Below are 22,725 nucleotides of genomic sequence, written 5' to 3'. Positions count from 1 at the left end.
TAAAAAATCCCCTCCATAATAAACAGTAAAGTAACTTTCTTTCAACTGTCTACTATAAGGGGATCATATCAATACGCTAAAGTCATCTTTTCTACCTTATTATTTCACTAACTCTCCATTATAAGCTTTTATATCTAATGGAGCAGTTAAATACTGTGCTGCTTTACTAACGAAAGATGTGAAGTGTTCACTCGTATTATGGCTCGCAACTGCTGCTTCATCTTTCCATACTTCTACCATCGTATAAACACTTTCTTTTTCTGTATCTTTATATAAATCATAAGATACATTTCCACTTTCTTCTCTTGAACCGTGAATGAGTGGCTGAATTTCTTCTAAAAATGATTGTTGTTTTGCTGGGTCTACTTGAAATATTGCGTGAATAATAATCATGGTGTTTCCCCTTTCATATTCCATATATTTCTATGACCTAATTAGATTACTTCCACTCAGCAACTTTGTCAATTGGAAGACGTACTGATTGGTAACCACTATCAGCAGCTTTTCCGATTGAAATTAACATTACTGGTACGTAACGTTCTTTATCTAGTCCAAATGCTTCTGCGATTTGGTCTTTTTCAAATCCACCAATTGGACAAGTATCGTAACCGTGAGCACGAGCTGCTAGCATAAATTGCATTGCTACAAGACCACCGTCAATTAGCACTGTATCTTTCATGACTTCTGGTGTAACCATTGAGAAGTAAGCTGAAAGTTTTTTCATTTGATCTTCTTTTACTTCTGCTGGCATAAGTCCACGCTCTACTGCTGTACCATAAATTTCTTCTGCGTTATCAAAGTTGTTTAAGTCACCAAATAAAGCGATCATTGCTGAAGACGTTTCTACTTGTGATTGGTTGAATTTCGCAAGTGGCGCAAGTGTTGCTTTCGCTTCGTCACTTTCAATTACTAAAAATCTCCATGGTTGCATGTTTACAGATGATGGTGCAAGTGTTGCTTCTGTAAGAATTTCTGTCATTTCTTCTTTGCTAATTTTCACTGACGTATCGTACTTACGAATTGAACGGCGTCCTGTTAAAATTTCGTTAAAATCATTTGTTTTTACTGAGTTAGTCATAGTTGTATTCTCCCTTTTTTTATAATTCTTTTATATTTTCTTGAATGTGATTTAACATATTTAAAAGATTGTCGCGCTGATCTTCACTTAATCCTTTAAATGCTGAAGCTGCAAAACGTTCTTTTTCCTCTTGAAACGCCTGAATTTTATTTCGTCCCTCTTCAGTAAGAGAAACTAACGTAATTCTGTTATCGTCTGGATTTTTACGTCTTACTATCATTTCATTTGCCTCAAGCTGTTTTAAATGCCTCGTTATCGCAGCATTATCAATATTCACTTCTTGTTGAAGTGCTTTTTGACTAATTTCACCAACTTCATATAACTGAAGTATAAGCTCTAAACGAGACTGGCTCATCCCCGTACACCCTTCAAACTTCGAACTTACTTCTTTATTTAGAAAGTGTAATTTATATAAAATAATCGCTTCTTTTGAGCATGAACTTGTCAAACTATCCCTCCTTTACATACAAAACAAAAACATTTGATGTATCAATAGTTGATATATCAATTAATATAATCTATATCGATTTAGAATGCAAGCATTTTATTTTCATTTATATTTTTCCAAATTAAGGCGCCTTGTCGCGTTACAAAAAATGTTAATTGCACTATAATAGTACTAATTTAAATGACTGGAGAGTGATTGTAATGCGGCAATACACAAATAGAAAAAGGGAATTAAAAATGGGAAATGAAATGAGGATATTCACATATGACAACAATAAATATAGGGATCGTCGCGCATGTAGACGCTGGCAAGACGAGTTTGACTGAGCGTATTCTTTATGAAACGAATGTGATTAAAGAAATTGGCCGAGTAGATAGTGGTAATACACAAACTGACTCAATGGAATTAGAAAGGCAGCGCGGAATTACGATTAAAGCATCTGTAGTCTCTTTCTATATCAATGACTTAAAAGTAAATGTTATAGATACACCTGGACACGCTGATTTTATCGCTGAAGTGGAGCGATCATTTCGCGTTTTAGACGGTGCAATTTTAGTTATTTCTGCTGTTGAAGGTGTGCAAGCACAAACAAAAATTTTAATGCGCACATTACAGAAATTAAACATACCAACAATAATATTCGTAAATAAAATTGATCGTAGCGGTGCAAATACTGAAAAAGTTATGAAACAAATAAAAGAGGTTCTTTCAAATGAAGCATTCCCTTTCTACTCTGTAGAAAACGAAGGAACGAAAGAAGCCCGAATCATTGAATACAAATCATATGACGATTGTATGGAACTGTTAGCACCATTTAATGAATCGTTACTTGAATCATATGTAAATAACGAAATAATACCGGACGCACTATTAAGAGAAAAACTAGAACAGCAAATACAGCAAGCGAATGTGTATCCAATCTTTTTCGGTTCAGCAATGACTGGTATGGGCGTAACAGAACTTCTTGAAAAACTTCCGGCTCTCATTCCAGCTCTTACATCGGCACAAGAGGAACCATTATCCGGTGTTGTTTTTAAAATTGAACGTGAACCTTCTGGAGAAAAGGTTGCTTATATAAGAGTTTTTTCAGGTAGCTTACATGTTAGAAAATATGTTAATATACAGCGCAGTAAGTCTCTATTCCATAAAGAAAAGATAAAAAAAATGTGCCTATTTCATAATGGAGATACCGTTCAAACTTCTACCGTTCCTAGCGGTGAGTTTTGTAAAGTGTGGGGGCTGAATGATATTAAAATTGGTGATATTATCGGTGAACGTACGGATTATATAAAAGATATTCACTTTGCCGAACCACAAATGGAAGCTGCCATTGATGCGGTACCTAAAGAGCAAATTCATAATTTATACGCTGTTCTTATGGAACTATGTGAAGAAGATCCGCTCATTAAAGTTTGGAAAGACAATGTTCATAATGAACTATATATTCGCCTTTTCGGTGAGGTACAAAAAGAAGTAATTGAAACAACACTTTATGAGAAATATAATTTGCAGGTTAATTTTTCAAATACGCGAGTTGTATGTATCGAGAAACCAATTGGCGTAGGCAATTCTGTTGAAGTAATGGGTGAAAAAGAGAATCCATTTTACGCAACAATCGGATTCAAAGTTGAACGTGGTGAACTTAATTGCGGTATAACATATAAATTAGGTGTTGAGCTCGGCTCACTACCTTTAGCATTTCATAAAGCGATTGAAGATACGGTATTTCAAACGTTAAAACAAGGATTATATGGGTGGGAAGTTACAGATATTATCGTCACGTTAACACATACTGGTTATGCTAGTCCTGTTACAACAGCGAGTGACTTTAGAAACTTAACACCGCTCGTTTTAATGGATGCTTTAAAACAAGCTGCAACATATGTATATGAACCAGTTAATGCGTTTGAATTAACTGTACCGGAGCAAGCAATTAGTACCGCAATGTATAAGCTCGCTGCCGTTCCAGCAACTTTTGCAGAGCCTATATTATATAATAATTCTTACCAATTAACAGGATCATTACCTGTTGCGAAAACAGAGAATTTTAAACGCATGCTTCATTCATTTACAGAAGGAGAAGGCATATTTACAACGAAGCCAGCTGGTTTCACAAAGCTTATGGCTCCCTTCCCTACTCGAAAACGTGTTGATTATAATCCGCTGAATCGTAAGGATTATTTACTTCATGTTTTGAAGGCTTATTAAAGTAAAAGAGGTGCAATTCGCACCTCTTTTGCATGTATTAATAGGTTAGTTTGTCCTAACAACTTCTTTAAGTTTTCCTACTATTTTCGCTATAGCCTCAATTGAATTTTCCGTTTCATATCCCCCAACATTTACAGAATGATTTGCATTTTTGACAACTTCAATCTGTAAATTCGTTTTATATAACTGATCAATTTGATCTGCATTGTATTGGTGATCTTTATCCCCAATAACTAAAAACCCTTCGTGTCGACTATGTAAGATAGAATCAAAAATTGTATCAAACGTCAGTAAAGGTGTAAGTAGTATCATTTTTGACTGCGCGAATTCTTCTCTCTTCATTAAATCATTTACAATCGGAATTGTTCCGAGTGACTTCCCTAAAAACATAGTCTCGTTGTATTGCTCATCTTTTAATACTTCATTTATTACAGGATTAATATCATCCATCATTACTTTCGTTACTTCTTCCATTGGTTTATTCATTAATTGTCCATCATAAGAATAATGAATATGTACAACATCTATTTTATGTTCAAGCATTAACATCGTTGCGTAATAAAATAACGGCTTATCATAATTGTATCCTGAACCTGAAAACATAAAGCAAACGGTACTAGAACCTTTTTCGATATGTGTATAATAAATTACTTTGTCATTTATATGTACCTCTTTTTTAGTTCCCTTCACCATTTTCCCCTCCGAATACATTTACTTTTGTAATACGATATGTTCTGTGTGAACTGATACATCCTTTACTTTCTCTTTTATAAATGCAGGCTGTAAGTTATATGTATGCAGTTCTTCTACTGGCACCCATCTAAACAAATACGTTCTACCCTCTTCTTCCAAAATATATTGATCCGCTCCACTCGCAGGTAACTCATGTAGCTCTACTTCATAATAAAAACTAATTTCATGAAACTTTCGCTCAGAAAGTGTAAAGAAATTTTCTACTGACCATATTAACCTTTTCCTTTTAATAGGAACACCTATCTCTTCCGCAAGCTCTCGTTTTAATGCATCTTCACTATTCTCTAGCATTTTTACTCTACCGCCGGGTACATACCAAAAATCTTCACCGTCACCTTGCAGAATGAGTATTTTATTATCATGTTTACAAATTGCTCCAACGCGGTAATTAAAACATGTTTCCTCAACTTTGAACGTAAGATCCACAACGATTACCTCCTATATTTCATTTAAAAATCGCTATAAAACTATTATTTATCGTACAAATAAGATTACTAAATTTCCCTAGTTTGTTCAATGTTTTTTCAATTTTACGAATCTTTTCATCAGTAACAATACATATGCATATATTACAATAATAGTACATGCGAAAAACGCCTTGTTTCTTTAATAACAAAGCGTTTTTTCTTGATACTATATTTAAATTGTTATCTTCCCACTCTCCCACCACTCCATGAAAGTTTTTAAAGAAGGAGCAACCCACGTTCTACTATCATTTTCATGGTTCCATACATATATATCATCTCTTTGCACTATTCCATTCAAAATGGAATAACCAAACAAATCACCATTTCCACCATCAGCGAAAAATAATAAACAGTCAAAAGGCATGTATAAATCCTTAAAATCAACTATATTTCTCATACTCATATTTTCAGTTTTAATTTTTGAAGCAGACCATATAAAGTCACCGTATTCACCTTCTATACCGTTTGTTTCCTGTAATAATTGATATAAATCATTCGGTAACTCCACATGTAAACATTTTTGTATATCAGTAAGTTCATCCTTCGTAGCTGGGTTTTTCAAGCTTAAATTTGATGAGATACTGTGAATGGTGTCTTTCCACATCACCTTTTCCTCCTTATGTGCAATCAAGCATATTCAAAGAACTCCGCTAAATTTATTGATACCATCTTTCTAACAATTCCTTCTCCCTCTCGCCTGAAATACCTGCTTTTAATTCCCATTCTTCCGTACTCTCCATCCACTCATACACATCTGTAACTGTCTCGTCTATTCTTCTAAAAGTAAGCCCTTCATTAACCGCACTTTCGATACAAATAGAAAACCCGCCTCTCCACGGCTTCGTCCCACCATCTAATGGGAAAGTTTCTGGAATCCACAAAGGCATTTCTGTCCAAGGCTGCACATTGTGTTCACTCATAAACGATTCGTCTACCCAAACAAATTCAGCATCGCTATTCGTAACTTTTTTACACGTATTTAATAGCTCTTCCATCGTCAATTCATCATTCGGACCTGTTATATTGAATGTACCTGCTTTATTATTTTCTGCCATGTTGAGTCCAAATCTCGCGACATCTTTTATATCAACTATCTGCACTGGACGATTTTTTCTTCCTGGAACTAACACGTTACCTCCTTTTGCTACACGCTGAATCCAGTATGGAAGTCGATCTGTATAATCGAACATTCCTGAAAGAAGTCCTGCTCTTACGTGTAAAACACGCCCCGGCCAATACTTCTCTGCTTCTTTTTCGCATAATACTTTCAGCGCACCATAATGCTCATAAGGAGATATTTCACCATTCTCTACAGCCTTTATTTGCTCTTCCGTCGGTTCAGGTTGTAATATATAGTCTTCTTTTATGTCATGCGGAATCCAATCTTTATATACGGAAAGGCTTGAGATGAATATATAGTGTTCAATATTATCTTTAAGCACTTCTCCAACATTCCTAATATGATGTGGAGAAAATCCACATGTGTCTATGACAACATCCCACGTTCGATTTTTTAAACTTGATACATCGTTATTTCTGTCACCGGTTAACTGCTCCACATTAGAAAAAATTTCTTTGTTTGTTCCTCGGTTAAATAACGTAATTTCATGCCCTCTCTGTAAAGCCTCTTCTACAAAAGCTCTTCCTAAAAATCGCGTACCACCTAGAATTAAAATTTTCATTGTTCTCCCCCATTCTTGATTGAAAATCGTTTCTTTTGTTAAACGATTTTTTGTTGTGGAAAGTTACGGGGTTGGTCTGATTTTTTCTGCAAGTTCAACATATGTAATTTCCATTTCATATATAATTAAAATATCGGATATTTGATTAAGCACTTATACATGTAAGTAGGTGAAAAATATGAATAGAAACATAGTTTATCATTCAACATTATGTATTTATTTTCTCACATCGCTTGTATATATCATCTTACTGAACATAGAAAATGGTCGTAATTATTTAGGGTTTACTATGGTTATTCCGCTTTTAGCTGCTGTTTTATATCAGAAATTATATAAGAAACAAAAAATAGTTCATACATTTGGAATTTCACGTCCAAAAATAAGAACATTAATTTTCTCCATTTTATTCCCAATACTTCTAGGTCTATGTCTGCATTTCTATTTCTATTTTTATATTTATAATATAAAATTCTTATTTCATCATTGTAATGAATTAGGATTTCTCCTACTCATTGGTCTTACAATTGCTGCTTTGTCTGCATTTTTAGAAGAAATCATATGGCGGGGAAATTTTCATTACCATTTACGAAAAAAATATTCATTAAAACAAACAGCAATCATTACTGCATTGCTTTGGTCTTTATGGCATTTACCAGTATCAATCTTTTATAAAAATTATCAGTTTCAGCTTGTAGGAATATTAAGCTATCTCTCATTATTATTTATATTATCTATAATTTTGACGTATACGAGAGAGTATAGCCATTCTGTGATAACACCCGCAATTTTACATGGTATGTTTAATGTATTTTATTTAACAGATGGAGTAGAAACAAGATGGGATATTAGCCTAATGGAATTAATTAAATTTATCTTGCTGGCAATTGTGTTTTGCATGATGTATCTAATGCATCGAAGAGTTAAAAGTACCTAAACAAATTATAAAGTACTTCAACGCCTATTCAATAATCGTATAGGTGTTGAAATTTTCTAATCTTAGGTGCTTAACTTAGTTAATACATCACTTTTTTCTACCATAGAGAATAAAACAAGTTTAACTAAACCTTTCATTCTTATTTTTATAAAAATAACCATATTAATCTTTTAAATAAGGAAGTATGAATTCTTTAATTAGCTTCCATCTATCCCCTGCATTCGGTATGACTTCAGAAGCAATCACTACCACCAGTTCCTTCTCTGGTACGCAGCAAATCATATTCCCACCATCGCCCATTGCACAGTATGAAAAGATTCCATCCTCTTCTCGTAACCACCATAAGTAACCGTAATGATTTTGGTTCATTGCTATTGATTCTTTTACCCATGATTTTGAAAGAATTTGTTCTCCATTATAAATACCTTCATGCAAATACAGCTGTCCAAACTTAGCCATATCTCTAGCTGTCAACGTTAGTCCCCATCCGCCCGTCGAAATACCATTTGGATCATGAACCCATCCCTTTACATCTTTTCCGAATAAGTCATCAAACCCAAATGCTTTCATATTGTAGTTTAGAATTTCTCTCATGCCGAGCGGCTGAAATAAGTGTTCATTCGCAAAGTCACGCGCACTTTTTCCTGTTACCCTCGTTATGATTGCCGATAGTAAATGAACTCCTGCAGATGAATATTTAAAAATCCCAATTTCTCCGCCTTCTCCTATCTTATTTAACGTATACTGTACCCAATCTCGTTGCGTACATAGCTCTTCTAACGGTTCCTGCCAGTCTACGAAAGGATGTGGAGCCGTCATTGTAAGAAGATGCCGCACTGTTATTTCAGATGAATGAACGTTATATTCCGGGAAAAATTCTATTACTTTTTGATCAACACTTTTTATATAGTCTTTATCTACACATATCCCAATTAACGTAGAGATAATTGTTTTTGTAACTGACGCTATATGAAATGCATCAGTTGGGCCGTGACCATTATAATAGTTTTCAAAAATAACATTACCTTTCTGTACTACTAACATACCATTCATATTTTTGTATTCTTCTTTTATAATCTGATCTAACTTTTCAGCAGTTTTCATTATTCATTCCCCTTTAATCCATGATTAAAAAGGTTCGATAGGTACATATATATCAACTATATGTTTATTTTCCGGGTGTTGCCTTGGGTCATTTTTATACATTTCAAAAGGATACGAATCTCTCGGCTTATATCCGCTATTGGGAAGCCACTCACCATATAAGAAACCCCACGCTCCTTTATATTCATCTTGGAATATTTCAAAATGACCTACCGCATACTTTCCAGAAGGTATTACCATTATTCCAATGTCGCTCGTTTCTACTGCGGATTCATTCGGAATTGTTATACAAAGACTCGTTCTTAAATGATTGTCTTCTGTAAATTCATGATGATCATGATAAATGGTTAATACTTTCGTATCCTCGAATACATGGTAGTTTTGCTTCGATGCGTAATGAAATAATTTCTCTATCATTTTTAGAAAAGCTATCGTTAACTCTTCATATGTACCGATATGTCTTATGTATGCGACGTTTATATCGTCCGCTGATACAATTTCAACATTTCCTCGAACCTTCTTACATTCATTGTATTGAGAAGGATTACTTACGTCTTTGCAATTCTTGCTATTGTCGTTTCGATATTGCGAGGGACTTACACCGTAATAATTTTTAAATGTTCGGGAGAAAACTGCTGAATCTGTGAATCCGAAGTGATACGCAATATCTGTAATTGTCATATCCAAACGGTATGTAAGTAAATTTGTTGCTCTTTCTAATTTTAATCGGTTTACATAGCGTGATAATGGCTCGTCTACTATCCCCTTAAAAATACGATGAAAATGAAACTTTGAAAATCCTGCTACATCCGCTAACTCTTCAATTGAAAGTGAATCATCTATATGTGATTCTATATAATCTTGCACTTTATAAATGCGTCGTAAGTACTCATTTCTACTTTGTTTACTCTCCATACTTTTATCTCCTCACAACAAAAAGGCTAACGTTAAGCTAGCCTAATTTTACACATTTTTCAAAAATAATACTCTACTACCGCCGTTCCCATCATAATTTGTATGTACAGATACACCCTCTACCTCATCATCCCCAGCCTCAATTCGAAAACCAATTTCTTGATGAAACTGTATCGACTTTTTATTAGTTGGTGACGTAATTGCTTTTACAACTTTACGATTATTTGCACGAGCGACATCAAAGAAATATGAATACAATGTCGATGCGATTCCTCTTCTTCTATACTTCGGATTTACACCGATAAAATGAACATATGCTTCATCTTTATGCGTTTGCGAAAAGAATCCGCATAAGAACCCTAACGTTTCTCCTTCTTCTTCAATGATAAAACTCGTTTCTTGAAAGTGAACGAAAAACAATTTTGGCAACATGGCAACCATGTCTCTCCCGCCCCACCAATCATTTAAAACTGAATGAATCTTTACATAATCTTCCCCTTGGATGTTTCTTACTCGCATATGTTTCTCCCTCTCACTCACTTCATTTTTTCATAAATTTTAATGACGGTTTCTACTAATAGAATGAATACCCATATCCCGCAAAATACAAGAACAGACTGGAATATAGAAGCTAGCATAACAATACTTATTAAACCTAATTCTGATCCTAAAATTGACATTTCATTAAATCCCATATTATGTATAAATGGACCAGTTGAAAAAGCCATTAAAATTGATCCTATTAAATAAATCACACTCATTATTTTTAATATTCTTATAGAAAGATACGAAGTTTTTTCTTGCTTCACTTGTGATAATTCGATCTCCCCGTTCTCAATTCCTTTTTGCAAACAGTCTTCACATAGAAATTCTTCCTTAATTTTTTTACCACCGTGCAACGTACCTGTTATTTCTTTACATCTTGAACATTTTCGATTTATCATGGTGTTATCACTCCAATCTATTCAGATTATACTTATATAATTCTGCATTTACCTTTATATTCCTTTTATGTGTTTTATAGAGAAAGGGCGTGTTTTATGATTTCAAAACTTACGTTTGGCCTGAAAAAATCTACCGCTCATTATGTATTAAGACCTAGTTGTTATGCGATTATTTTCCATTCATCTTCTTTAATGATTGCTGTTATCCAAAAAGGTGACCGTTATTTTTTACCTGGTGGCGGTATGGAAGGTAATGAAACAAAAGAAGAATGTTTGCACCGTGAACTACTAGAGGAATTAGGATGGTCAATTGAAATTGATCAATATATCGGTAATGCGGCACGATATTTTTATGCAGAGAAAGAAGATACATATTATTTAAACGATGGGTTCTTTTATATTGCGAACATGGTGCAGAAAAAAACTGAAAACTGTGAGGATGATCATGTTTTACGCTGGATGTCTCCATTACTTGCTGTTAAGCTTCTCATTCACGATCATCAAAAATGGGCCGTTGAACAAGCGCTTTTATTACAAAAACAAAAAGGATCTCCTTCTATATGAAAGAGATCCTTTTTACTGTTAACTTACTTTTTTCAAATTGAGAGCTGGCTTTTTGATTCCACCTTTTTTTACAACATATAAACCGATGAAGATAATAAGCCCGCCAACTAGTTGCATCATATTGATTTGTTCCCCAATTGTTACTGCCGCAAAGATAACTGCGAACAATGGTACGAGATACATATAAACCATTACTTTCGTTGAGCCTATTTGACTAATGCCGACATACCACATTGCTAGTCCGAAGATGGTCGCGAAGATGATTGAATATGCTAGTGATCCCCAGCTTGGTGTATCTACTGGCAATGTTAATGAATTTACGTTGAATAAACAGTATATAACTAGCGGTACAATTCCAATTAAAGTAGACCATGACGTGACTCTCATTGCGGAGTATTTTGTGATAAGAGGTTGCGCTAATATTGGATACCATCCCCACGCAATTGCTGCGACTAATCCAATTACATTTCCGAGCCACGCATACTCGTAAGTAGCTCCTCCTGTATGCCCTGTTAATAAAACGAATGCTGCACCAATAAACGCTACTATTGAACCAATTTGTACTTTCATCGAAAAACGTTCTTGTTTGTGTAATACTGCTAATATCCCTGTAAAAATAGGTGACATTGCAATTAATAATGAGGCGTTCGTTGCTGAAGTATATTTCACAGATAGCATAAACATCGTTTGATACATTGCCGTACCAACGATACCGACTGCTACTAATCGTAACCAATCTTTTCTTTCAATACGTAATGAGCGTTCCATCATAAATGTAATAAGTAATAATACCGGTGATGCTACTAAAAATCGTAAACTATTAAATTGAATGGATGACATATATGCCACGCCATACTTTCCTATTGTATAATTTGCTCCCCATACTAATGCAACAGATACTAGGAGCCATTCCATTTGCCATCGTTTCATCCAAATCTCCCCTTCCATATTTAGCATAGTAAAATTGGCTGGATATAACACCGTCCAATTGGCTGTTTTTTTACCCAGCCAATTTGTTATACTGAATGTATATAAGAGATGCGGAGGCGTTTGTATGGAATGGAAGCTAGATAACGACAGTAAAATCCCCATTTATCAGCAAGTTGTTGACTTTATTGAAAAACGTATTACATACGGAGAACTTCCTCCAGGAAGCTTCCTACCTTCCGAACGAAAATTAGCTACACAGTTAAATGTAAACCGAAGTACAGTAACGACTGCTTATAACGAACTACGTGCTATGGGAATTGTAGAAAGTACGACTGGTAAAGGTACACGTGTAAGTACACATATGTGGGGCGTTTCTCCAACATTAACGCCGAACTGGAGAAATTTCGTAGAAGGCGGTACATTCTTACCAAACTTACCGTTACTTCGCCATATTCGGGCAGAAGTACAACAAAATGAAAATATTATTGATTTCGCAAACGGAGAACTCGGTTGTAATCTCTACCCACACGATCAACTACAAACAATTTTACGAGAACAACCGTTAACACATTCATTAAGTTACGATCATCCACAAGGCTATCTCCCGCTGAGACAAGCGGTCGTAAAATATATGAAGGAATATTTAAAAGTGGAAGCGACTGAACAATCCATTATGATTACATCTGGCGCACAGCAAGCCTTACACCTTATCGTGCAATGTTTATTAAATCCAGGTGATGCAGTCGCTTTCGAAAGTCCTTCACACTGTTATTCCTTACCGTTATTCCAATCAGCAGGTATTCGTATTTTCCCGTTACCTGTCGATGAACATGGTATTAATCCGGATGATGTACAAGAGTTGTATAGAAAACATCGTATAAAAATGATCTTTTTAAATCCAAATTTCCAAAATCCTACGGGAACGATGCTGCATCCAAAACGTAGAAAAAAACTGTTATCACTTTGCGCAGATTTACGAATTGCGATTGTGGAAGATGATCCTTCTAGTTTACTTACACTAGAAAAGAAACAACCTTGCCCTACTTTAAAATCGATTGATGAAAATGGAACTGTCATTTATGTACATTCTTTATCTAAAATGATTGCACCAGGTTTACGAGTCGGCTGGCTTGTCGCTCCGCAGTCTGTAGTAGAAAGGTTATCAGACGCAAGGCACCAAATGGAATTAGGTATGAGCATTTTCCCGCAGTGGCTTATGCAACAATTTTTCGAAACTGTACCATTTCATTCTCATATCGTACCGTTACGAAAACAATTAGCAGAAAAAAGAGACGTTATCGTTCGCGCCCTAAACGAGCAACTTCATGATAAAATCTCTTTTTCAAACCCGACTGGTGGTATATACATATGGGGAAAATTAAAAGAACCAATAAATGAAAAGCAACTTATTATGCAAAGTTTAAAACAAGAAATCGCCTTTATGCCCGGTAGTATTTTCGGTGCGAAAGATGGTTATATTCGTTTATCTTATGGAAAAGTGAATATTGATCAAATTGAGGAAGGTATTTCTCGTTTGCGAGAGGCTATTTTAATTTGTGAAAAATAACTTTACATAAAGCTCTATCGTTTGACAAAAGAAAAATCTACCATTATTATCAACACGAACCTAGTTTTCCCGCATTAACGGGCAATCAAACTCCCACCTCAAAATTCAGCTGTAGCAAAGAAGTTAGGTGGGAGATCAACTGCCCGTAAATGCCCGATTGGTTCAATTAATAATCAGTGGAGGATGAACCCCCCACTGATTAAAGTTTCACTTTATAGGAGTGATAAAAATGAAAATTTATGTTGATGCAGATGCTTGTCCTGTAAAAGATGTGATTATTTTAGAGGCTACGAATGCAGAAATTCCTGTAACCCTCGTTACTAGCTTTTCTCATTATTCTAATGCTCAGCAACCAAAAGGTGTGGAAACAATATATGTTGATTCCGGAGCAGATGCTGCAGATTACCGAATTATGCAGTTAGCAAAAAAAGAAGATTTAATCGTAACACAAGATTACGGTCTTGCTTCGCTCGCTTTAGCAAAAGGCTGTATCGTACTACACCATAAAGGCTATAAGTATACGAATGATAACATTGAACAATTGTTACAAACACGATATTTAAGTGCAATGGTTCGAAAAAGTGGTAAACGTACAAAGGGACCGAAACCATTTACAGCAGAAGATAAAGAGAAATTTAGAGAGCTCTTTAAAAGTATGATCGCACTTTAAAAATGAATCGTCTATTTGCAAGGAAAACTTCGCAAAAAAAGAAGAGAATATCGGAATGAACATTCTCTTCTTGAGGTTTACCCGTTTAAAATGAAGGTAGATTATCTAAATTATTTTCTTTTATTCCATCCGGTTCACTACGTATAATATCTCTACCATACTTATGAAATACGTCCACATGAGCTAACTTCCCTGATTTTGCTTCACTAAGAGCAGTCATATAATCTAACTCTCTTCCGCTACTTGTTTTAAAAGCAATCAAATCACCTTCATCATTTTTACGAACAGCAACAATTTGTTCTGCTCCTGAAGTAACTTCCTGAGCTATTTCAAATTGAGCTTGCTCTTCCCCTTGATGTAAATAATCATTATATACTTTTTCAAAGTCTTTTTTGTCCATTAAACTCACCTCCAAAACATTTTATTAGTATGGTTGGGAGGTGTTGATTTTATGTACTTTTCTGTTAGAAAAACGAATTTTTAATACCTACGCAAACCCTTCAAAGTCTCCAATATATCATCTGTAAAGGCTGTACTACCCTCTGTCTCTAAAGCTCTGAAATATAAACTTCTTAAGAAAGCTCTAATATTTTGTACCAAAATATCATATTGAGGATGCGGGATGTCTTCAACAATTGCTATGCTATGTAGCCAATTGCTCCACTCTTCTTCAGTTAAAAGATTTTGGTTACGTAACGACATAATTGGTGCTACTAATCTCTCATCCTCAAAGTGAATGTATACGTAGTCATGTAAGCGTACCTTCTGACGAACAGCTGCAAGAATCGCATACGAAAATTCACGATTTTGGATTGTACGTGCTAACGCATCAAGCGCATCTGCTGCATGTGCAGTAGAGTGTGCCCAGCCTTTTCCTTCTACGTAACCTCTTACATCTTCTTCTAAATATACATATTCCAGCACTTGTTCTGCTACACTGTACAGTTGTTCTTCGGATAACAACGGTTCTCTTTCATGAACAGATAAAATAAGCGGTGGAATTAATACGGAGAATGCACGTTTAAATACAGAGTCTGTTCCCTTTTCACCAATTTTATAAAATAAATAATCAGGACTAATTGCTTGTAGCATTAACCCTCGTAATTCTTTTTGTCTAAACACATCATTTGTAATCCATGTATGAAGCGTACTATAAATTAAATCATCACGTAATTCAGCATCTGGTGATCCGATATAATCTAGCATCCACTGCGCATATGGATATGCATCTACGTCTTCTGGTACAGCATAATTGTTATTTTTAATTTGTAGTAGTTCTTCTTTTAGTTCTAGTACTTCATTCATTATATTTCTTGTCCCCTTTTTGCGTTTTTTATTGTCTTATCCCCTTTTATTTGCTTCATAAAATTAATTTAATTATAACAATAAACAAAAGGCTATACATATATTTCTGATTATGTATTACGCTCTTTCATGAAATATAACTTCTGGATTTCCTAAATCACTATTCTTAAATATAACATTCGCACACTCTTTCGGATTATGCTCATCTATATACATTTTACAAGCCGCGTGATACCTGTTTAAAAACATCTTCTCTGCTTCTTCATAACTTCCAAAAGCTTCAGTTTCCCGCTTAGCACCACGTTTTCTCGCAATCTCAAAATTTGTATCTACAAAGATTTTGTAATCAAATAAATCCGCAACGTCTTTTTTCAATAGAAACGTTCCATCTACTATTAATATCATATTTTGCGTGGCCAATAGCGGCTCATTATGTACAGGCATATCCGTTATTAAGTTATGAGAAATCGTTTCATACTGTAAATTTTCGTTAGGTCCTAAAGGCATTAATAATCTTTCTTTGAAAGCTATATAATCGTGTGCATCTTCATAATACCCTCTTGCAGATTCTTTTCCTTTTGCATAGCGAATCACTCTTGGATTATGAAAATCATCAATGCTGGCGCGTGTTACTGGTAATCCTCGTTTTTTTATTTCTTCCGCTAGTTCGTTTGCAAATGTTGTTTTTCCTGAGGCTGTAATACCGCTTACTCCAACTCTTATTGGATGGGTTAAGTTTAGCTTTACAATATGATCTGCAATTTCTTTGATTCTTTGTTTTCGGTTCATGATATCTCCCTTTATAATTAGTTGACATAATATAATTATAGATAATAATTCATGTCACTACTTGTCAGTAAATTGATATCCTTTCTCGAATCGCTGATATCTCGAAAAAATCATTGATATATTTTAAGTTATGATAGATATATTTGAAAAATCGTTGATATATTATTAGCTTACTTTCCCTTAAACCCTCGATATAAAGCAGTCCGTAATTCTTGTTTGTATTCTTCAATTTCTGGCATTTCGAGTTCTTCTGCTAGTCTGATAGCTAATTCAATATCATACGGTACTCGTACAAGTTGAATAGAAAAGCTCGCTGCTTCTTTTTCATTGTAAGTCCCTTCAAATATTAAATAGGAAGCTTGCGTTATTTCAAGTGGGTTTCCTACGCTACCGGCATTACATAACGTTTTCCCTCTGAAATTTTGAACGAACGCTTGGTGAACGTCACCGTAACAAACGACATCTGGTTTTCTTTCCCCTTCTATATTTTCCGTCAGATCACTATTTTCGAACATACTAATACGTTCTTCTCTTGAAGCGTGTGGTTGAATTCTTTCATATAAACTTCTCGGTGAAGCGTGAAACATACGAATGAATTTTCCACTCATATAAAACTCGATTGAAAATGGTAAGTTTCTTAAATAGTCATTTTGTTCTTCCGATAATTGTTTTTGATGCCATTTCAATGCTTCAAATTCAGTCGGCTTTGTAATAAAATCATCCCAGTTTCCCATTACGACTACTTCACATTCTTTACGAATGATTTCAATTGCTTCACTGGAATGAGGTCCTTTTCCTACTAAATCTCCAAGGCAAATAATGCGCTCGATTCCTCTTAATTTAATATCATTCAACACGGATTCTAATGCTTGAATATTACCGTGAATATCTGAAATTACTGCTATTTTATCCATATAAATTACTCCTTTATTTATTAAATTCGCTTGATTGATACCATTTTGGAATATAAGATGAAAAATGATTATGATCTTCTAAAATTCCATTTAATCTTTCCTTCATATCATCTACTAAATGCGGTGTACTTCGATTCGTCCAAACGATATCCGCTGGGAATGTCATCGCGACGTACAATGTATACAGTTTCCAAAAATGAAGCGATGGTTCGCCTCCGAAATAACCGTGAACTTGTCCAACCGCAAATGGTTTACTTATTCTTATAGTAAAAATCGCTACGTTATAAAAATCGTGTATTGGATCACCAAAATCATATCCACCAAAATCGATAACGATAAATTCCTTATTATGAATCATGCTATTTGCTGGATGGAAGTCATCATGTAAAAATCTTATTGGACGATTTCCCAATAAATCTTTATGATTTTCTACAAAGGTTAATACTGGCTTCAAATCCAGAAAATTCACCTCGTAATCTGTTAGTGCCTCTATGTATCTTTCGTATTTATTCCATCTAGATGTTTCCCATTTATTACTTGCACTTTCTCTTTCAATTGAGTGAATCCTCTTTAATACTTCCCCTGCTTTTCTTCCTGCATTATACTGTTCTTCCAACGATAACTTCGTTAAACCTTCTTCACCATTTATACCTCGGGTCCATTCAAATACTTGAACACATTTATTTAATTTCTCAATTATTATGAAATGAATTAACTTGGGTGTTGGAATATGTAATGACTCTAATTGTTTCATATACGTATATTCTTCTTGTTTACGTTCAAAATGAACAGCATCACATACTTTTACAAAATAGGTTTCTTGATTCTTTAATTCAATTTTATACTTCTCTTCATGTGAAAAACCTTTTGAAATAGCTGTACACGTTGCAATACGAGGCCATTCTAGTATTCTCTCTATCTCTCTAAGCATTTCTTCCACAACGTTCACCTCTATCAATATATGTACAAACTCCCTAACACTTCATGCTCTCGTTTATTTCCACCTTTAAACTCTACTGCAAATGGATATTCACCATTCTTATTCAAATGTTCTAGTACTAGCCCTTCTCCAATCGGTTCACAAAACTGCACATGAATATCTCCAAATACTACACTTTGACACTCGGCATTCCATTTTTCATTTTTCACAACTGAGCTTGTAGATAGCTCCATTACTTCTTTCCATTTCCGTACTGTTTCTCGAACATTTTTTACTGCGTAATGAATCGTTTCAATTTGTTGCACTTTGTTTTTATGTTCAGTAATCGTCCCACTGTTACGTAAATCGTTTCTTCTTTCTTCGTCCGTTTCATTCCACTGTATAAAGAAAGGTAATTTCGGTCCGTTCTCTTCTTGCTTAACGAATAACATTTTCCATTCTAAAAGTCGGCCATCTTTTCTCATACGTTTCCCTTCAAATGGCCCTATCGTATGTAAGCCGTACTTATTAAAGTTAACTGCTAGCTCCTCAATTGCATCTGTTCGGATCGCGATTTGTAGCATTCCTTCTCCATTTTGTAGTTTCACCACTGTTTCTTGTACTAATGGATTTTCTGCTTCTTTCGCTTTTTCTTCATGTTGAACTGCTAAAAATTCTATATATGATAAATCAAAATAACTTAAACTATTCCAAGTACCCCAATTCGTATGCTCTCCGCCTAATACAGTATGAAATCCCAGTTCCTGCATTTGTTTTGCCGCTTCCTCCGGTGTACCATGAACTGTGTGAACGAGATGATCAAATCGTAACATGTCTTTCTCCCCTTTCTCTCCATCCTTTTATTGTATATTTTATTTTTCTTTCATTCAATTCAAAAACTTTAAAACCCAGTTGATTTATACGATTAATATGTATTATAATGAAACAAATTTAATTATTGCTGATTGGAAAAACCAAAGGCACTTTTCTCATACGGGAAAAGTGTCTTTTTCATTTATTATTACAGGGGGATTATTTATGCAGAAATTAATTGTCTTTGCTATTATTGGATTTTTCGCTCAATTGATCGATGGAGCACTCGGAATGGCGTATGGGGTAACGTCTACTTCACTATTATTAATGTTTGGTATTGCACCGGCTGTAGCTTCCGCATCGGTTCATTTAGCTGAAGTCGTTACAACTGCAGCTTCTGGCGCATCTCATATCAAATTTGGAAACGTTGATAAATATACAGTTTCCAGGCTTACATTACCTGGGGCAATCGGCGCATTTATTGGGGCATGTTTTTTAAGTAATTTGCCTGGAGATGTAATCAAACCGTACATTTCCGTATTTTTATTTACTTTAGGGGTTTATATTTTATTACGATTCATCATTCAAAAACAAATTGTCACTTCAAATAAGCGTATGTCTGCCAAACAACTTGTGCCGCTTGGTTTATTCGCTGGATTCGTTGATTCAACTGGTGGCGGTGGTTGGGGGCCGATTACGACACCCGTTCTTCTAGCAAGAGGAAATGAAGCTAGAAAAGTTATTGGATCTGTAGATACGAGTGAATTTCCTGTTTCACTCGCTGCAACAATCGGCTTCTTCATCTCACTTGGCTGGGAACAAGTAAGCTGGGTTTGGGTATTTGCCTTAATGCTCGGCGGTATTGTCGCAGCTCCAATTGCTGCATGGTTAGTCCGCATCGTTCCACCCCATTTACTTGGCGTATTAGTTGGTGGTCTTATTATATTTACAAATATACGTACACTGCTTACTACATTTAAAGTGGATCCAACTGTTATTTCACTTTCTTACGTTGCAGTTGGTCTTGTCGTTATTATTTCTATTTTCATTGCTGTTCGAAATCATTCCAATCGCCCTCACGCATCAACGGCTGAGTATCCGAATGATCAGAAGCAAATGCTACCATAACTATAAAAAATACCGCTCAATTTAGAGCGGTATTTTTTATTTTTCTATTTTCCAATTAATCATCGTTTCTGTAGCATTTACTCTCTTCATATGTAACTTTTCTAAAACACGCATCGAACTATAGTTATCTAGGAGTGTCTCCGCAATTATTGTTTCTACCTCTCCTGTTTTGAAAGCCCAATCGATTAGTTCTCTTACAGCTTCTGTTGCATAGCCCTGATTCCAATATTTCTCAATAAATCCATAGCCTATTTCTACTGTTTGATTCTCGTTTGGTTTCCCTTTAAACCCAATATCACCTAAAACGCTATCATCTTCTTTCCGAAAAACATACCACGCTCCCCATGGTAATAAAGCCGCATCTTGTTTTACATTCTCTACATGCCCTACAATATGCGGACCGCTATTATATCCTTGCTCGTTAGCGACTTGAATCCTCTCTTCTGTACACGGCACTATATAGAGCCTTTTTGTTTCTAATTTCATTTTGATTTCCCCTTTTTGCTTAAACGTTACTCTAATTATAACAAATAATATGACTTTATTATGAATGTCGAATTATATTTTTCTGAATTTTCTTTTTATTTAGAGGGTTTTTCAATATTTTTTGCGAAACATTTGTATAACAATTTTTTCTTTGCTTATTGCTACATAATAGTAGGTTCGGGTGGAGTTTTGCAAGCGTTTCCTATACAATAACCGATATTTTTTGACTTTTCCTAACAAAATATCTTGCAATATATTCAGAAAGTCATTACAATTGCCATATATTAAAAATCTTAGCAATATATAAATCCTCATCAATCCGATGAGGTAGAGGTTGCGACTTTTAATAGTAAAACGGACGAGACACAGAGAATGTCACCGACTCCGTTTGAAAGGAAAAGTTGCCGAAGTTTATATTTCTTCTCTGGAAATATGAGCTGGGGCTGTCTCCGAAAGGAACAGAACTGTCACGTTTACAAAATTACCGTGTAAACGTGGGGTGCTATCTTAACGGAAGGGTATGATGGGGTGGTTATTTGTGAAACGTTCCGCCAAATTCCTTTGGCGGTTTTTTGTATTTTTCTCCCCCGCTCCTTCCTAACCTACAAGAAAAGGAGTGTTGAACATGAATAGCGCAACAAATCAATCTACCTCTAAAACGCAAACTACACAAGGACAAGGTGAATTAAAACGCGGATTAAAATCGCGTCACCTTACGATGATTTCTCTCGGCGGTACAATTGGTACCGGACTATTTCTTGCCAGCGGTGGTGTCATCCATTCAGCTGGTCCTGGCGGCGCATTAATTGCATACGCCGCAATTGGAATTATGGTTTACTTCTTAATGACAAGCTTAGCTGAACTCGCAGCTTACATGCCTGTTACTGGATCTTTTAGTACGTATGCAACAAAATTTGTTGATCCATCACTTGGCTTTGCACTTGGATGGAACTATTGGTATAACTGGGCCATTACAATCGCTGCTGAACTTGCAGCCGTAACATTAATTATGAAATTTTGGTTCCCAGATACCCCTTCTCTTATTTGGAGTGGATTATGTTTAGCTATTATTTTCCTTTTAAACTACTTATCTGTTAAAGGGTTTGGTGAATCTGAATATTGGTTCGCACTTATTAAAGTAGTTACTATTATTATCTTTTTAATTGTCGGCTTCATGATGATTTTCGGAATTATGGGCGGCGAAACTGTTGGCTTCAAAAACTTCACTGTTGCAGATGCTCCATTTAACGGCGGCATCATGGCAATTATCGGTGTGTTTATGGCAGCTGGTTTCTCCTTCCAAGGTACTGAATTGTTAGGAGTTGCTGCTGGTGAAACATCTGATCCAGAGCGTAATATTCCGAAAGCAATTCGTTCTATCTTTTGGCGTATTCTTTTATTCTATATCCTTGCGATTCTCGTTATCGGTTTATTAATTCCTTATACGACTGAAAGCCTTGCTGCAAGTGATGTAACAGTAAGTCCATTTACACTTATTTTTGAAAAAGCGGGCGTTGCCTTTGCTGCCTCTGTTATGAACGCTGTTATTTTAACGGCAGTACTATCTGCTGGTAACTCTGGTATGTACGCATCAACTCGTATGCTTTGGGATTTAGCTCGCCAAGGAAAAGCACCAAAATTCTTAGGCAAATTAGATAGCCGCGGTGTACCTGTAAACGCATTAATCGTAACGTCAATTGTCGGTAGTATCGCTTTCATTGCTTCTTTATTCGGTGACGGTGTTGTATACATTTGGTTATTAAACGCATCTGGAATGTCTGGCTTTATCGCATGGGTTGGAATAGCAATTAGTCATTACCGTTTCCGTAAAGCATATACCGTACAAGGCAAAGATTTAAAAGACTTACCATATAGAGCAAAATGGTTCCCATTCGGTCCAATCTTCGCATTTACACTTTGTATCATCGTAATTTTAGGACAAAACTACGGCGCATTTATGGGTGAATCAATCGATTGGAACGGCGTACTCGTTTCTTACATCGGTTTACCACTCTTCTTAGTACTATGGTTAGGATATAAATTTACGAAAAAAACAAAAGTGATTCCACTTGATAAATGTGAACTAAAATAAAGTGAAACGAGCAAA

General features: G+C 35.3%; 26 protein-coding genes and 1 riboswitch. Of the genes, 7 read left to right on the top strand and 19 right to left on the bottom strand.

Features of this window, described 5'->3' with window-relative positions; genetic code table 11:
• Nucleotides 1–99: 99 nt before the first annotated feature.
• The 3 genes from QO049_RS26795 to QO049_RS26785 are packed head-to-tail and all read right to left on the bottom strand — an operon-like array spanning nucleotide 100 to nucleotide 1,526.
• Complete coding sequence (locus QO049_RS26795; protein WP_044584585.1) at nucleotides 100–393, bottom strand: putative quinol monooxygenase; 294 nt, start codon at nucleotides 391–393, stop codon at nucleotides 100–102.
• A 46-nt stretch (nucleotides 394–439) separates the two neighbouring features.
• Entirely contained in the window at nucleotides 440–1,078 is a 639-nt protein-coding gene (locus QO049_RS26790; RefSeq protein ID WP_098207496.1) for a nitroreductase family protein, read from the bottom strand.
• Between the two features lie 19 nt (nucleotides 1,079–1,097).
• Nucleotides 1,098–1,526 (bottom strand): MarR family winged helix-turn-helix transcriptional regulator, encoded by a 429-nt coding sequence (locus tag QO049_RS26785; RefSeq protein ID WP_078418102.1) that lies wholly within the window; start codon nucleotides 1,524–1,526, stop codon nucleotides 1,098–1,100.
• A gap of 264 nt (nucleotides 1,527–1,790) precedes the next feature.
• Here QO049_RS26785 and QO049_RS26780 point away from each other — a divergent pair, with 264 nt between their 5' ends.
• On the top strand, nucleotides 1,791–3,734 hold the full coding sequence (locus tag QO049_RS26780; protein ID WP_246960361.1) for an elongation factor G: 1,944 nt from the start codon (nucleotides 1,791–1,793) through the stop codon (nucleotides 3,732–3,734).
• Nucleotides 3,735–3,779: 45 nt separating this feature from the next.
• On the opposite strand, the gene QO049_RS26775 is transcribed toward QO049_RS26780, so the two are convergent.
• From QO049_RS26775 to QO049_RS26760, 4 genes are all read right to left on the bottom strand, one after another.
• Nucleotides 3,780–4,445 (bottom strand): alpha/beta hydrolase, encoded by a 666-nt coding sequence (locus tag QO049_RS26775; protein ID WP_284489643.1) that lies wholly within the window; start codon nucleotides 4,443–4,445, stop codon nucleotides 3,780–3,782.
• Nucleotides 4,446–4,913 (bottom strand): NUDIX hydrolase, encoded by a 468-nt coding sequence (locus QO049_RS26770; RefSeq protein WP_000366230.1) that lies wholly within the window; start codon nucleotides 4,911–4,913, stop codon nucleotides 4,446–4,448.
• Nucleotides 4,914–5,126: 213 nt separating this feature from the next.
• On the bottom strand, nucleotides 5,127–5,558 hold the full coding sequence (locus tag QO049_RS26765) for an SMI1/KNR4 family protein (protein ID WP_139894546.1): 432 nt from the start codon (nucleotides 5,556–5,558) through the stop codon (nucleotides 5,127–5,129).
• 52 nt (nucleotides 5,559–5,610) lie between these two features.
• Complete coding sequence (locus QO049_RS26760; protein ID WP_139894547.1) at nucleotides 5,611–6,636, bottom strand: SDR family oxidoreductase; 1,026 nt, start codon at nucleotides 6,634–6,636, stop codon at nucleotides 5,611–5,613.
• A 169-nt stretch (nucleotides 6,637–6,805) separates the two neighbouring features.
• Between QO049_RS26760 and QO049_RS26755 the strand changes: the two genes are divergently transcribed.
• Nucleotides 6,806–7,570 (top strand): CPBP family intramembrane glutamic endopeptidase, encoded by a 765-nt coding sequence (locus tag QO049_RS26755; protein ID WP_246960364.1) that lies wholly within the window; start codon nucleotides 6,806–6,808, stop codon nucleotides 7,568–7,570.
• 162 nt (nucleotides 7,571–7,732) lie between these two features.
• Here QO049_RS26755 and QO049_RS26750 read toward each other — a convergent pair whose 3' ends face one another.
• From QO049_RS26750 to QO049_RS26735, 4 genes are read right to left on the bottom strand one after another with little or no spacing between them, the layout of a single operon-like run.
• Nucleotides 7,733–8,674: a serine hydrolase domain-containing protein gene (locus QO049_RS26750; protein ID WP_087966934.1), complete on the bottom strand. Its 942-nt coding sequence runs from the start codon at nucleotides 8,672–8,674 to the stop codon at nucleotides 7,733–7,735.
• A 24-nt stretch (nucleotides 8,675–8,698) separates the two neighbouring features.
• Nucleotides 8,699–9,589, bottom strand: coding sequence for an AraC family transcriptional regulator (locus QO049_RS26745; protein ID WP_246960367.1), 891 nt, complete (start codon nucleotides 9,587–9,589; stop codon nucleotides 8,699–8,701).
• A gap of 48 nt (nucleotides 9,590–9,637) precedes the next feature.
• A complete protein-coding gene (locus QO049_RS26740; RefSeq protein WP_087966930.1) occupies nucleotides 9,638–10,108 on the bottom strand; it encodes a GNAT family N-acetyltransferase in 471 nt (156 codons plus the stop codon).
• 17 nt (nucleotides 10,109–10,125) lie between these two features.
• A complete protein-coding gene (locus tag QO049_RS26735; RefSeq protein WP_087966928.1) occupies nucleotides 10,126–10,533 on the bottom strand; it encodes a DUF3980 domain-containing protein in 408 nt (135 codons plus the stop codon).
• Between the two features lie 96 nt (nucleotides 10,534–10,629).
• Between QO049_RS26735 and QO049_RS26730 the strand changes: the two genes are divergently transcribed.
• Nucleotides 10,630–11,097 (top strand): NUDIX hydrolase, encoded by a 468-nt coding sequence (locus QO049_RS26730; RefSeq protein WP_087966926.1) that lies wholly within the window; start codon nucleotides 10,630–10,632, stop codon nucleotides 11,095–11,097.
• A gap of 18 nt (nucleotides 11,098–11,115) precedes the next feature.
• On the opposite strand, the gene QO049_RS26725 is transcribed toward QO049_RS26730, so the two are convergent.
• A complete protein-coding gene (locus QO049_RS26725) occupies nucleotides 11,116–12,027 on the bottom strand; it encodes a DMT family transporter (protein WP_284489642.1) in 912 nt (303 codons plus the stop codon).
• 124 nt (nucleotides 12,028–12,151) lie between these two features.
• Between QO049_RS26725 and pdxR the strand changes: the two genes are divergently transcribed.
• Complete coding sequence (gene pdxR, locus QO049_RS26720) at nucleotides 12,152–13,594, top strand: MocR-like pyridoxine biosynthesis transcription factor PdxR (protein WP_087966922.1); 1,443 nt, start codon at nucleotides 12,152–12,154, stop codon at nucleotides 13,592–13,594.
• 229 nt (nucleotides 13,595–13,823) lie between these two features.
• Nucleotides 13,824–14,264: a YaiI/YqxD family protein gene (locus tag QO049_RS26715; RefSeq protein ID WP_076538532.1), complete on the top strand. Its 441-nt coding sequence runs from the start codon at nucleotides 13,824–13,826 to the stop codon at nucleotides 14,262–14,264.
• An 85-nt stretch (nucleotides 14,265–14,349) separates the two neighbouring features.
• Here QO049_RS26715 and QO049_RS26710 read toward each other — a convergent pair whose 3' ends face one another.
• From QO049_RS26710 to QO049_RS26685, 6 genes are all read right to left on the bottom strand, one after another.
• Entirely contained in the window at nucleotides 14,350–14,664 is a 315-nt protein-coding gene (locus tag QO049_RS26710) for a DUF3892 domain-containing protein (RefSeq protein ID WP_000358163.1), read from the bottom strand.
• 80 nt (nucleotides 14,665–14,744) lie between these two features.
• Nucleotides 14,745–15,569, bottom strand: coding sequence for a DUF2785 domain-containing protein (locus tag QO049_RS26705; RefSeq protein WP_001006672.1), 825 nt, complete (start codon nucleotides 15,567–15,569; stop codon nucleotides 14,745–14,747).
• 117 nt (nucleotides 15,570–15,686) lie between these two features.
• Nucleotides 15,687–16,358 (bottom strand): nucleoside/nucleotide kinase family protein, encoded by a 672-nt coding sequence (locus QO049_RS26700; RefSeq protein ID WP_118414585.1) that lies wholly within the window; start codon nucleotides 16,356–16,358, stop codon nucleotides 15,687–15,689.
• A gap of 170 nt (nucleotides 16,359–16,528) precedes the next feature.
• Nucleotides 16,529–17,272 carry a metallophosphoesterase family protein gene (locus QO049_RS26695; RefSeq protein WP_000357653.1) on the bottom strand — a complete coding sequence of 248 codons (744 nt, stop codon included), beginning with the start codon at nucleotides 17,270–17,272 and terminating at the stop codon, nucleotides 16,529–16,531.
• 13 nt (nucleotides 17,273–17,285) lie between these two features.
• A complete protein-coding gene (locus QO049_RS26690) occupies nucleotides 17,286–18,212 on the bottom strand; it encodes an aminoglycoside phosphotransferase family protein (RefSeq protein WP_284489644.1) in 927 nt (308 codons plus the stop codon).
• A gap of 14 nt (nucleotides 18,213–18,226) precedes the next feature.
• A complete protein-coding gene (locus QO049_RS26685; protein WP_000943369.1) occupies nucleotides 18,227–19,024 on the bottom strand; it encodes a VOC family protein in 798 nt (265 codons plus the stop codon).
• Nucleotides 19,025–19,229: 205 nt separating this feature from the next.
• Here QO049_RS26685 and QO049_RS26680 point away from each other — a divergent pair, with 205 nt between their 5' ends.
• Complete coding sequence (locus tag QO049_RS26680; protein ID WP_042890741.1) at nucleotides 19,230–20,132, top strand: sulfite exporter TauE/SafE family protein; 903 nt, start codon at nucleotides 19,230–19,232, stop codon at nucleotides 20,130–20,132.
• Between the two features lie 36 nt (nucleotides 20,133–20,168).
• Here the strand turns inward: QO049_RS26680 and QO049_RS26675 are convergent, their stop codons facing one another.
• Nucleotides 20,169–20,618, bottom strand: coding sequence for a GNAT family N-acetyltransferase (locus QO049_RS26675; protein ID WP_016110242.1), 450 nt, complete (start codon nucleotides 20,616–20,618; stop codon nucleotides 20,169–20,171).
• Nucleotides 20,619–20,938: 320 nt separating this feature from the next.
• A riboswitch (Lysine riboswitch) is annotated at nucleotides 20,939–21,131 on the top strand.
• Between the two features lie 112 nt (nucleotides 21,132–21,243).
• Between QO049_RS26675 and QO049_RS26670 the strand changes: the two genes are divergently transcribed.
• A complete protein-coding gene (locus tag QO049_RS26670) occupies nucleotides 21,244–22,710 on the top strand; it encodes an amino acid permease (RefSeq protein WP_001083389.1) in 1,467 nt (488 codons plus the stop codon).
• Nucleotides 22,711–22,725 lie beyond the last annotated feature (15 nt).

The sequence above is a fragment of the Bacillus sp. RB3 genome (assembly GCF_030164735.1).
Taxonomy (GTDB): domain Bacteria; phylum Bacillota; class Bacilli; order Bacillales; family Bacillaceae_G; genus Bacillus_A; species Bacillus_A cereus.
This window is presented reverse-complemented; position numbering and strand designations above follow the sequence as displayed.